This window comes from Bacillus sp. YC2 (assembly GCF_019891195.1).
Lineage (GTDB): Bacteria > Bacillota > Bacilli > Bacillales > Bacillaceae > Bacillus.
Genome location: NZ_JAHXDO010000005.1, coordinates 265,063 through 275,976, shown reverse-complemented (window position 1 = coordinate 275,976; position 10,914 = coordinate 265,063). Strand labels below are relative to the sequence as shown.

General features: G+C 40.0%; 20 protein-coding genes. 2 read left to right on the top strand and 18 right to left on the bottom strand.

The annotated features are described in order from the left end of the window. Both KY305_RS11345 and KY305_RS11340 read right to left on the bottom strand, forming a co-directional pair. A partial coding sequence (locus KY305_RS11345) for a response regulator aspartate phosphatase (protein ID WP_223062620.1) occupies positions 1-109 on the bottom strand: 109 nt, incomplete at its 3' end. 116 nt (positions 110-225) lie between these two features. Further along, a complete protein-coding gene (locus KY305_RS11340; protein WP_223062604.1) occupies positions 226-771 on the bottom strand; it encodes a hypothetical protein in 546 nt (181 codons plus the stop codon). A gap of 65 nt (positions 772-836) precedes the next feature. Between KY305_RS11340 and KY305_RS11335 the strand changes: the two genes are divergently transcribed. Further along, entirely contained in the window at positions 837-1,190 is a 354-nt protein-coding gene (locus KY305_RS11335) for a hypothetical protein (RefSeq protein WP_223062603.1), read from the top strand. Positions 1,191-1,293: 103 nt separating this feature from the next. On the opposite strand, the gene KY305_RS11330 is transcribed toward KY305_RS11335, so the two are convergent. Next, entirely contained in the window at positions 1,294-1,524 is a 231-nt protein-coding gene (locus KY305_RS11330; protein WP_223062602.1) for a helix-turn-helix domain-containing protein, read from the bottom strand. Next, entirely contained in the window at positions 1,511-1,846 is a 336-nt protein-coding gene (locus KY305_RS20020) for a hypothetical protein (protein WP_262417708.1), read from the bottom strand. The genes KY305_RS11330 and KY305_RS20020 overlap by 14 nt, the downstream gene beginning before the upstream one ends. Before the next feature lie 202 nt (positions 1,847-2,048). Here KY305_RS20020 and KY305_RS11320 point away from each other — a divergent pair, with 202 nt between their 5' ends. Further along, positions 2,049-2,429 carry a hypothetical protein gene (locus KY305_RS11320; protein ID WP_223062601.1) on the top strand — a complete coding sequence of 127 codons (381 nt, stop codon included), beginning with the start codon at positions 2,049-2,051 and terminating at the stop codon, positions 2,427-2,429. A gap of 27 nt (positions 2,430-2,456) precedes the next feature. On the opposite strand, the gene KY305_RS11315 is transcribed toward KY305_RS11320, so the two are convergent. The 14 genes from KY305_RS11315 to KY305_RS11250 form a co-directional block, all read right to left on the bottom strand. Beyond that, positions 2,457-3,620: an N-acetylmuramoyl-L-alanine amidase gene (locus KY305_RS11315; protein WP_223062600.1), complete on the bottom strand. Its 1,164-nt coding sequence runs from the start codon at positions 3,618-3,620 to the stop codon at positions 2,457-2,459. Between the two features lie 55 nt (positions 3,621-3,675). Further along, complete coding sequence (locus tag KY305_RS11310) at positions 3,676-3,939, bottom strand: phage holin (RefSeq protein ID WP_223062599.1); 264 nt, start codon at positions 3,937-3,939, stop codon at positions 3,676-3,678. Positions 3,940-3,954: 15 nt separating this feature from the next. After that, positions 3,955-4,206, bottom strand: a complete 252-nt coding sequence (locus tag KY305_RS11305; RefSeq protein WP_396021521.1) for a hemolysin XhlA family protein — start codon at positions 4,204-4,206, stop codon at positions 3,955-3,957. Positions 4,207-4,299: 93 nt separating this feature from the next. Next, on the bottom strand, positions 4,300-5,145 hold the full coding sequence (locus KY305_RS11300; RefSeq protein ID WP_223062597.1) for a glycerophosphodiester phosphodiesterase family protein: 846 nt from the start codon (positions 5,143-5,145) through the stop codon (positions 4,300-4,302). Between the two features lie 12 nt (positions 5,146-5,157). Further along, on the bottom strand, positions 5,158-5,313 hold the full coding sequence (locus tag KY305_RS11295) for an XkdX family protein (protein ID WP_223062596.1): 156 nt from the start codon (positions 5,311-5,313) through the stop codon (positions 5,158-5,160). Continuing rightward, positions 5,314-5,667 carry a hypothetical protein gene (locus tag KY305_RS11290; protein WP_223062595.1) on the bottom strand — a complete coding sequence of 118 codons (354 nt, stop codon included), beginning with the start codon at positions 5,665-5,667 and terminating at the stop codon, positions 5,314-5,316. Between the two features lie 11 nt (positions 5,668-5,678). Beyond that, positions 5,679-6,515, bottom strand: a complete 837-nt coding sequence (locus KY305_RS11285) for a hypothetical protein (protein WP_223062594.1) — start codon at positions 6,513-6,515, stop codon at positions 5,679-5,681. A 14-nt stretch (positions 6,516-6,529) separates the two neighbouring features. Then, the gene (locus KY305_RS11280; protein ID WP_223062593.1) at positions 6,530-7,159 is read right to left on the bottom strand and encodes a DUF2612 domain-containing protein; all 630 of its coding nucleotides are present in this window, start codon (positions 7,157-7,159) and stop codon (positions 6,530-6,532) included. Next, positions 7,156-8,331 (bottom strand): baseplate J/gp47 family protein, encoded by a 1,176-nt coding sequence (locus tag KY305_RS11275; RefSeq protein WP_223062592.1) that lies wholly within the window; start codon positions 8,329-8,331, stop codon positions 7,156-7,158. Before KY305_RS11275 ends, KY305_RS11280 begins: the two co-directional genes overlap by 4 nt. Next, entirely contained in the window at positions 8,324-8,692 is a 369-nt protein-coding gene (locus KY305_RS11270) for a DUF2634 domain-containing protein (protein WP_262417707.1), read from the bottom strand. The genes KY305_RS11275 and KY305_RS11270 overlap by 8 nt, the downstream gene beginning before the upstream one ends. After that, positions 8,680-9,027: a Gp138 family membrane-puncturing spike protein gene (locus KY305_RS11265; protein WP_223062591.1), complete on the bottom strand. Its 348-nt coding sequence runs from the start codon at positions 9,025-9,027 to the stop codon at positions 8,680-8,682. Before KY305_RS11265 ends, KY305_RS11270 begins: the two co-directional genes overlap by 13 nt. Further along, on the bottom strand, positions 9,027-10,019 hold the full coding sequence (locus KY305_RS11260) for a phage protein (protein WP_223062590.1): 993 nt from the start codon (positions 10,017-10,019) through the stop codon (positions 9,027-9,029). Before KY305_RS11260 ends, KY305_RS11265 begins: the two co-directional genes overlap by 1 nt. Next, entirely contained in the window at positions 10,003-10,356 is a 354-nt protein-coding gene (locus tag KY305_RS11255; protein WP_223062589.1) for a phage baseplate plug family protein, read from the bottom strand. The genes KY305_RS11260 and KY305_RS11255 overlap by 17 nt, the downstream gene beginning before the upstream one ends. An 11-nt stretch (positions 10,357-10,367) precedes the next feature. Beyond that, positions 10,368-10,913 (bottom strand): LysM peptidoglycan-binding domain-containing protein, encoded by a 546-nt coding sequence (locus tag KY305_RS11250; protein ID WP_223062588.1) that lies wholly within the window; start codon positions 10,911-10,913, stop codon positions 10,368-10,370. Position 10,914: the final 1 nt, after the last annotated feature.

Below are 10,914 nucleotides of genomic sequence, written 5' to 3'. Positions count from 1 at the left end.
CCACTTCTGCTTTCAAAATCTCCGCATCCGGAACGCTGAATTGACGAATCATTTTATACCATTCGTTAATTTTAACGCCCACTTGCGAAGATGACAAAGTTTGCTCCACAAAATCCCCCCTATGTTTTTATAAATTTTACCACTATTTGCATATTATGTGTAAACGAAAAAAAACCGCAAACTTATTGCGGTCTACTCACTTATAACAGATATATAATTATCTCCTTAGAATGAAGTTCCAACTCCAGGTAAGACTGAGTATTTACTCATATCCAATGAGTACGCAGTACCCTTCAAAGTTGCATACCCTCCATTATTCTTATTCATGTGTACAGCTCCACTTATACTGCTTCCTAAAGCCCCCATACCACCTATTGGCGCATCTCTTTTAAAACCAGAATAATAACGTAATTTTACATAACCTTCAAAATGGAAAGGCCATAATGTTTTTGGTCTAACTGTCCAGTAAATAGTTCTTCCATTATCCGCTGCGTTAATAACTGCCCTTCCTCCGGGACCCACAGCTTTTGGTTTAATTCCAGCATCTTCATCAGCTATAACACTATTTGGGTCTTCAGCAATGATATTGGAAACTAAAGGATCATTGCCTAAATCTCTTACTGTAATCTCATTATCTTGATAAACAATGTCGCCAAGCTGAGATAAATCTTCCAATTGACTAGGTTTTTCACTTGCTAAAGAAGGACTTGCTAATAAGAATGACGAAAGCACAATAAATGACAAAACGAACAACTTTTTCATAATATTCAATTCAACTCCTATTTTATTTATTCATGGATAATGGTACCATATAAACAAAAAAAAGGGTGATTTTTTTGTCAAAAAGTAATGAGGTTTCAGATATTTTCAAACAATCCGTCAAAGGACTTTGCAAAATTAACAATATATCTCCCCGGAAGCCTAGATTTGAAACCGTCAACAACTATGTGATTATTAGTATTAAGAACCATTTAAAAGATGGAGTAGATTTAGATTGTTTTAAAATTTTAAACCTGATATACCGAATAATTGGGCAATCAGGGATAAAATTCAACCAACAATTATTCTTGTATGCAGATTCGGATAGAGTTGATAGAGTAACTGTCTCTTTTAACAAAGAGGATTATGATGCTTTAAATAGAGTAATGAAAGATGGAAACATAAATAATTATGGGACCATAAATAACTAGAGGACATTTTTTTGTTGCATTTGTTGAACAACAAATAATGGCTTTATATGCAGTGCAGATCGATGAAATTACAAAAAAGCCCGCCTTCTTAACAGGTGGGCTTTTACTGATCATACGGCCGGTATTTCTTCCGCTCTGCTTCTAATTCTTTTTTTAGAGCTTGTACATGGTCCAGCAAGAATAAGGCCACTGTTCCCACCTTCTTAACCGCTTTGAGCCGCCCACCGCTGTTAAGCTGGCTTACACGCTGCCGAGTTACATCAAGCAGCTCGGCAACTTCCGCTGCGGTTAAAACTTCTTCCTGAATAAACCTGATTTTTTCACTTTCTTTCATGTCGGCTTTCTCTCCACATCATAAAAAATCCTTTTAACAAAATAATCATTACAGCCAAGTATAAAACAAACATTGTGATTTTCCCAAGTGTACCGGCTGTTTCGTAATCAATAGCCACAATACCAGCAATGATGATAATAAGTGTGGTCATATCAAACGAGCTGTACTGCTTAAAATATTTTTTCATATCGTCGTGGACGTGATATAATATTGGAGCAAGGGGATTTTCTCCCCTTGTCTCACTATGTTTCAGCGCTTCTTGCTTGTCCGGCGGGAGCGCTTTTTCATGTTCTTTTCTCGCTTTTCGCTTTCCTTTTGCCATATATCATAGATGTTTTTGATAATGGTCACGATACCAGCGATAATAAGAACAATGTTTCTAATCTCGTCCACCCCAGCACCTCCTTTCTATACTTTAATTATACAATACCTGTTTACGATTGTAAATAGATATTGTGAAAAAAAGAGTTATTTTATTCATAATCTGGTATAATCACTCTATAAAAGTTAAAGGAGATGCTACTTTGAAAGAATACGTGGAAATAATTGAACTAAGCCATATGCAAAATGTAAATCGTTATATCCAAGAAGGTTGGGAAGTAATTGATACTTTAAAGAGAAATATTATGCATGAAGAAGAGGTTCTGAATTATGTAATTGGATACCCTATCAAAAAGAGGGTAGAAGATTTAAAAGAAATAATTAAAGCTTATGAAGAAAAAGGATTAAAAGAGGAACTTTTTAAAGGTATTGCTGAAGATAATGGGGAGAATTATACTGAAATTCATGAAGGATCGTATCAAAAGCAGAATGAAACTTCAAAATTTATGAATAAGTATGAAAAAGCTCTTGATTCTAAAAACGAATATGGCTTGGTAAACGATGTGAAAAGTTTTGATTTTTAACCCCCCTCATAAGAGAGGGGTTTTTTATTATTTCAATAATGAATCAAGCTTTGCTTTGGTATCCGGCCCATAAATGCCGTCAGCCTTCAATCCATTCATCAGCTGGAACCGTCTAACGGCGTTGGCGGTTTTCGGGCCATATGCGCCGTCAATTCCGAAATTCTTTGCATTCTTATCCGGGTAATAGTGAAGAGCCGCCAGCGCCGTCTGAATCTGTTTTACGGCCTCCCCTCGGGTCAACGGGCTTGTGACTTTAAAAATACCCGCAGGAAGGCTGAATTTTGATTTTTGAGTGGTTTTAGGCTTTGACGATGTTACTTTCTTCTTGCCGCCGCTTTTCAGCTCATTATCACTCTTAATGTATGAGACGTTCACATAGCCGTGGAATGTTTGGCCTTTTGAATTGGTATACTCAACATAGCCCCATCCGTTGACAGTTGAACCAAGCTGATATTTTACAATCGTGCCATTCGGCAGGGTTAGCACCATTGAAGAACTGGCACTTCGTTCTGTACGCAAAACCAAGCCATCACTTGAAACCACCGTGTTTTTGATGAAACGGCCCTTATTCGAATCGGTGTTAGTTTTTGATTTGTTGTTAGTTGGTTTGGTAATTACTACCCCGCCTAATCGTGCTTTTACTCCTTTCTTAAAATCAGCGAACCCCTGTGACCTGCTTACCCATGGGGCCGGGCAGATTTTATGAGTAATGTCATAGTGCCGTACGATGTCATTGATCGGATCAAGTTTAAACATCTTGCACAGTTCAGCACAGACTTGTTCCGCTCGGGCAACTGTATCCGGGTGGAAAGTACCGGATTTTTCAATGCACAGTTCCACGCCGACAGATAAGAAATTCGCGTTCGGTTTCAATGCCGCTACTCCGCGGTAAGGCTGACCATTAACGATCTGCTGAACATCATTCGCATGGTAAGCCACTTCGTTTAATGGAATGATACAAATAGCCTCTGTTCGGTCAACAAAGATATGAGCAGAAGCATAGGTTTGGTACTTCTTCGACTGCTTTCTGTTTTGGGAGGGAAGCGTTTCTCCAAAATATCTATAATGGTTAGCAGCAGGCGCTCCGGGATTCGCGGTATAGTGAACGACAAGTTTCCTGACGCTATTATTTTTAATGCCCGGCCGTGTCCATTCGTTAATATTGATATATTGGTTTCTGAATGCTGACATATAATTCTCTCCTATTCTGTTTTGAAATATAAAAAAGGCCGCCGAACGGCAGCCTTTACTTGGTCAAATCGTGCTGTTTTAAAACGGCTTTTTGCTTATGGCCTTTCTTAGTCACATAGTTGTTTTTGAACCATGTTACCAGCGACATGATGATCGTAAACCCGATGGAGCCGCCTAAATAAACCGCGTCCGCCAGATCATTGACTTGATCGTCGGCAATTGGAAGCACGTCCTTACCAAACATCACTAATACCTGGTTTGCCAGTGCAATAAAAAGAAGCACAGTCCGAACGACTGAGCCTTTGTCAAAGTTTTTCATATTTTGTTTTCCTCCTTATTTTTGCAGCAGGTTATACATGATCGCGATAGCCCCGCCGATAATACCCGTGCTGATTGCTGTCACAATGGCTCCTGTGATGGTCCGCTTAATCCAAGTTGTGTTCTCTTCGATTTTATTGAGCTTTTCGTTAAGCGTAGTGATCTGCTGATCATGCCTGTCTGAAGAGCGTTCTAATGAATAAACTCGCAATTCCAGTTTTTCTTGTTTTGATGCTATTTGTTGCATTTCTTTTTCTAATGGATTCATATCAGGTACCTCCGTCATTTGTGACATTAGTACGCCCCCCTTTTTATCTATCTCATACGTTTCACCTCCTTCGAGGCAAAATAAAAAACCCGCCTATATAGACGAGTCTAAAAATTTTCTTGTATATGCGGGATTATTGGTAAATAATCCATCCACCCTTAATTTAAGCATTTTTGGTGTCAATTTTTTCTCAGTTGTCGCATCGAAAAACACATGAATCTTTAAATCTGCGTCATGTACTTTTTTAACAATGTCTTCATTGACTAACTTAGCGTTCGGTCCAACAGCATAAGCATAATTTTTTATATTCTTTAGACTAACGGATGTTACGTTTTTCACCTCTTCATCTCTCAGCAATCGAACAAGAGGAATAGCCTTGTTTATGGAATGAATCTTCTTTAAACTCTTTTCACTAAAGGATTCAAGTACAATTTTGTTTTCCTTAATTAAATCATACTTGTTCAAAATATTTATTAACTTTTCTTCCATGACTAAATTGCCGCTGTTATCTTCTCTCGTTTCAATATAATACTTTATAGAGGTGCCAAATTCTTGAATGATTTCTTCAATAGTCAATATCTTTTGCCCTTTACCCGCATTGAGTTCTTTTAATTGGGCCAAAGTAAGGTTCTGCACATCTCCATTACCATTTGTCGTTCTTTTAACATCCTTATCGTGTATTGCAACCAGATTACCGTCTTTAGTTTGTCTCAGATCGATCTCAATAAAATCAGCTTTATCCTGTATTGCTCGTTTATAAGATCGTAAAGTGTGCTCAGGCTCTAAAGCAGAAGCCCCCCTATGTGCAATCATTAAAGGACGATAACTATCAGTCTTAATTGATGTTTTACTAGCACCTTTTACAGATGTTTCATGTGTTGAGCACCCACTCATTAAAATAAATAAACCAATGATAAGTAAACAGATAGTATTTTTCATAAAATTAAACTATCATACTTGTTCATCTGCAACAATAGTTTTTCCTGAATTAACAATCTCTTCATATTGATTTTCAGTGATTTTGTTGTATTGAACAAATTCCCGTACATCTTCCGGTGAGTAACATCCCCAGTTAAAGCATGCACGAATACTTTTAAACCAGTCCAATTATATCACCCCTTTTTTTGTAAGTAAGAAAATGAGATCAGCGTACATTTGAGCCTGTTCTTTGGACATAGATTGAGTTTTTGCTAACTGAGAGATCAATAAAGCATTTTGTTCTTTTAATATCTCTAAATCTGATGATTCCCGATCTTGTTCCAAACCTTTTATATATTCTAAGGATGCAGCTTCCCACCATTCTCCTTTTTCTGGATGAAATTGAGGTTTGTACATTCCATCAGTCGGTGCTATTTTTGTGCAATTATCAGGCAGAATGATATTTCCAGCCTGATTTAACCCTTGAATTATTACAGGAGTCTCAAAAAAATAATCTTCATCATATTTATATACTTGTATCATCAGAAGTCCCCCTATACAGCTTTGAAGCTAAAACCTAGACTAATATAATCGTTTGGGTTTGCCGTATTTGAACAGTTCTCAATAATTACCTTACCTTCAGTATCAACAATCCCTCTGTATGTCTGGGGAATCCCAGACATACCAACCTGAGAAGAAACACCAACCCATTGAAAAGCTCTTGCTGGTCTATACCCAATCGGCAATATAAAGGCTGGAATACCGAAGCCTATTTTCCCTTTTGCTATAGCACCTTCAACGAAAACTGTACCAGTAACATCTTTAGTATAGCGTGTTTTAAAAACGGTCTGATCATTTGAATTCGCATCAATGTAATTACTCCAACTATTTAGTAATGTCGGAGCGAACCACGTTAAATCGGTTTGTTTTTTTTCGAGTACGTCAGTGTATTTTTTCGCCTCAGTAAGGGAATTGTCAGCTTTCAATTGTGCCCCTGTAATGGTTTCCTTCGCATTCCAGTTTGAGCGCTCTGTGGCTGTAATATGGCGGTCATTATCCTTTGTATGGGCGTCAAAATCAGCTTTCGAAGCCTGTTGCACATTGTCAACGTTGCCAAGCCCCACTTGTACTTTTGTTGTCTTGTGTGGGTTGTCAGTTCGTTTTTCGTGCTTGTCAGTATATGCTTTAGCATCAGATACGGCTGAAGAAATATCATCTTTTGTGGCCCCGATCTCTTGCAGCTCTTTTAATGCTTGGTAAGCCGTATACTGATACCAGTTAAACCAGTCAGCCGGTGGGTGATCCATCGGCTTATAGCCTTGTTCAATGGATGTTTGCGGCGGCCGCTGGCCGGGATTCCCCCATTTAGGCAATTCTTTTGTAAATGGCATTCGCATTTCACTCCTTAAATTGGTAACGGGTAATCATCTTCAGGCCGGAAGATGCCTCCCAGAGTCCCGCCGTCTTTTCCATCAGTAGAAAACCCGTATTCGCTTGTTTCTATCGTGTCGGCTGAAGAGGAAAAACGGAAAGTGCCGTTTAAATCCACATAGGCGACTCGGACCCCCGCAGCCACAGTTTTTTGAACAATGTTCGAAAATTGCGTTTCACTCATTCCAACCTTACTTAACGCCTCGATCGGCGCCTTTTTCACAATGATTGCAGCTGGTTCATCTTGATTGTTCTCCTTGCTGCTTACAATGTTTATTTCACTCGGCTTGCAATTTAACGTTTTCGCCAACGCTTCAATAATCCGGTTTGTTGTCCCGTCCGAGGCATTCCGGGCGACCTTGCCACGAATAAGTACCCGATAAATTTCATCAGTGGCCCGGCCCCGGTCCTGGGCTACGTTATCTCCGAGAAGGTCCAGCGATTTGCCGCGCGCCGCGTCAATATCCCGCCATTGTTCCGCCGTTGTCAGTGAATTTTTTAATGCTGTCAATTGTTCATCTATAATTAAAAAAAGCTTTCCGATGTTGCTCTTTTCGTCTTTCAAGAACGCATCAGTAAGCTTTCCTATTAAATCCTTAATCATGTCAGGTTCACCACTATTTCGGAGAAGTGTACTTGCGCAACCTCTTTCGGTTCAATTGTGATATTTGACTGACCGAGAGCCGCCGCATCCTTCCCGATTTGAATAGTCACATCAGTTACCCCATCTACTTGATATACTGCATTGAATAATTGTGACAAGATCACGTCGTCACCCATCTGTGAACCCGTGAAAGAAGAGCCATTTTCATCAATGCCGCCGATTTTATAGACGATATTGTTTTTGATCTGATTTTCACCATCTGCTGGAAAAGACGCATTTGTTTTCAAATCAAGTTGAACATAAACTTTTACTTCTTTTGCAAAATCAAATTTCACATCATGAGCCAGACCGCTGGCGTCTGTAATGGTCACGGTTTGCCCACCAACTGTTTCAATACCGGCTGCCACACTATCAAATAAAGCCTGGGCGACGTCATCTTTTGTTCCGCCAAGGACATAAGCGTGGATACTTTTCGGCGGGTTGCCGTCACCATCTTCATTCATGGTATTGTTGGCAACAATATTTGCTGAACGTACCCCGGAAACACCCAAGAGCGCCGCTATAATGCCGCTGTTCGTCGAAGCTGAACTCCCTTCGATAGACCGTTTAATCCGTGCCCGAAATTCACTATCAGTTTCAATATCTGAACCGCCTGCCGATTTCTCGGGATTCGTAACAGTGAATATATTTTCTGATGGTTCAGCTTGAACGGTAATCGTATCGGCCGCGACATTGTTATCTATGCCTTTTTCCAATGAAATCGCTTGCGCTGTGCCTTCGCCTTTTGAATTAAGTTGAACGGCCTCTAACACCTCAAAATAAATGTCTGATTCGGTTGCGAATTGTGTTTGTTCCTCTATAACATGGCCGGGTTCACCTGTAAAAGAAAGTGTCACGTATGATTCGCTGGCCGGTTCCCGCAGTATACCGTTATTACTGCCGAGACGGTCTAATTGCACGCCCTCAGACTTGCTGACAAATCCGGAATTATAAACGCGCTCGGAAACATCCCACAACCCTGATAGAAACCATGCAAATATACGGAGAATGATTCCTAACGGGGTACGGCTTGACGTGTTTACATCTTCTCCAAATTGTTCCCGCGCCTTATCTTCCATGTCATCGACTAAATCCGAATATGTTTTGCGCTGGAACCCGTTTTCATTAAGCAAGATCAACGCCCTCCATTTCAATTACTGTATCATCGTCAGCCTTATTCATTTTGATATTAATAGATCGAGAGCGCTTACTCTTGCCTGTTAAAAACTCAACATCCTCAACGCTTTCGATCCGCTCATCTTGAGAAATAGCGCTAATAATATCATAAATCGCTTCTTCATCATCAAGATTTTTCCCGAGCAGGTTTTCACGTTCGAGCCCGACGTGTTCATCCAACTCAAACTCGCCTAACCTTGTTTTTAAAGTGATTTCAATAGACTGAGCAATTTCAACATCACCTTCGACCATTTGCAGTTCATTATTCTCAAAACAAATATCACCGTTTTTGTACTTTAGGGTTTTCATCCGTCCCATACCCCCATCACCACGGCATCCGTCATGTCATGTGTTCGGCTGCTGTCAGGATCAAAGGGTTTATTTCCTGATAGATTGTCAAGCGCTCTTTCGGCAAAGGCGACAAACACGACGACGCCCGGAGCAATGTCAGTTTGAGCATGTTTTAATACAGGCACAGCTTCTATTAATGGCTGCTCATAAAGCGTGTCCTCATCAGCAGTCATAAACAACGGCTTAACACTGGCTGTTTTTGTCCCAGCGTCATAGGAAACGATTCGGGCCGGAGCTAACGTATGGATACTATGTTTTATGTTTTTTATTAAGGCGTCATAAAAATTTGTTTGTTTTGTCATTAGATCACATCCGTTTCCGTCATGAAGTCGTTGCCGTCAAAATAATGCTTGCCGCGTTTCGCCCGATATTTTCCCTTAGCAGTTTTGCTCTTTACCTCAATAATAGAAGCTGTTGTGATACGGTGCTGCAAGAGACATTTCACGGTATACCCCTTCAAATTTTCATCTTCAAAAGGCGCGGGAGAATCTATCAAGCCAGTGGACTCTTGTAATGTAAACCTTTCGTCATCGCCTGATGTAATTGACCGAATAACCATTCGGCCCCGTCTATAATAAAGGGCTGCGCCGCAGTCTTTCACGACCTCTTCAAGTTTCTTTTCAATTGAGCCAGTTACTGTATAGCCGCTTTTATAGATTTTGTTTCGTGGCAATGAAAGCTGGGCCAATTTAATATCAAGTATCCGTGTCAATTTTTTTATAATAACTTGCGCGCTGGTGTTTTTTTTGAACGTGATTTTCATTGACTGCTTTCTGTACTTGGCCTCTCGGACTGTTTTATAGTTGATTGTTTTTGTACTCGTGCGGGTAACAATCTTTCCAGATTTCAGTTTAACCTTTTTCTGTGTTGTTGTTTTAATAGGCTTCTTGAGCTTGTACCGCTTATTGACATAGTATTTTTCGGGGGAATCGGCAACGTCCGCAGTCACTTTTATATGGGAATAGTCGTCACCCTCTTTCATATGAATGACAGTTAGCTTATTAACGCCGTCACGGCTCGTCAGCACTTTTGTAACCTTTCCTATGGCAAGCACACCGTAATCGTCTTTATAGCCCGCTTGGATTGTCATAGAGCTGCCTTTCCGGATTTTATTTATAGTGCTAGTGCTCAAGTTAAAGATTGTCACTTTGGATTCATTCGGCTTGCTGTCATCATCAAAAGGCACTTCGAAATGAATCTCTAAATCTTTGTAATCAAATGTCCCTTTATAATGACCGTTATCGATTGTGACTTTTATAATTCTCCCAAACAATAGTTTATTCGCCGTCGCCATTATCTGCCTCCTCGCTTCCCACGTCATCAATATAAAGAAACACGGTTTTCATAAAATTTTCTGCTGAAACCCGCGTTTCTGTATTTGATTCATCCATTGGAACAAGAGAAGGGGCGGGGAGACGGTCATCAACAATATCTTCCCATAACGGAACATTAAGGATGAGTTTTTCGCCGAGCACAATCTCTTCCATATCCAAATCAAACAAGTCAAGCGAAAAGCTGTCATCTGTCTGATTGTAATTTATTCGCATAACGAATGTCCCGTCAGCAAGATCAATTTCAAATTGCTGTGGGATTTCCTCTTTATCAAAAGGGATATAGTCACGGACCGCCATATGCCATCCTCCTATTTCACACGTAATTTGACCCCAATCGGTATTCGTCGATCAGGGTATTTGTTCCACTTTCTCAATTGGGAAAGGCTTGTACCATACCACATTCTCATGTGTGAATAGGTTTCACCCTTTTTCACTTTGTGATAAACAGCTTTTGATTTTTTGGTGCTGGATTTCTTCTTTTTTCCGGCATTTTTTGTTTTCTTCTTAACCCACGGACTTTTTGCGATTCTGATTTCTTGTAGTTCAACTGTTATAGCAAAACCGTTTTTTATTTCGCCGATGTCTCTATTGATGTTTGTAATCAGCACATTTTTAGCAATTTTGCGTCCGGTATACTGCATGAGTTTCCCGGCATACTGCTGCTTTTTCAAATATTCATAATCGCTATTGGCGCTGCTCCCCAACAAATAACCCGAAACGCTTGTCGTCTCGGGCTTTCGTTGTACATGATCCGTGATAGGTATGCCTTTTTCAACTGGATATGAAGTAACATCGACATCGGCCGTATCGGATTCTTTCTCGTTGATAATTTTTATTTTGCCGAGTTTAGCCATA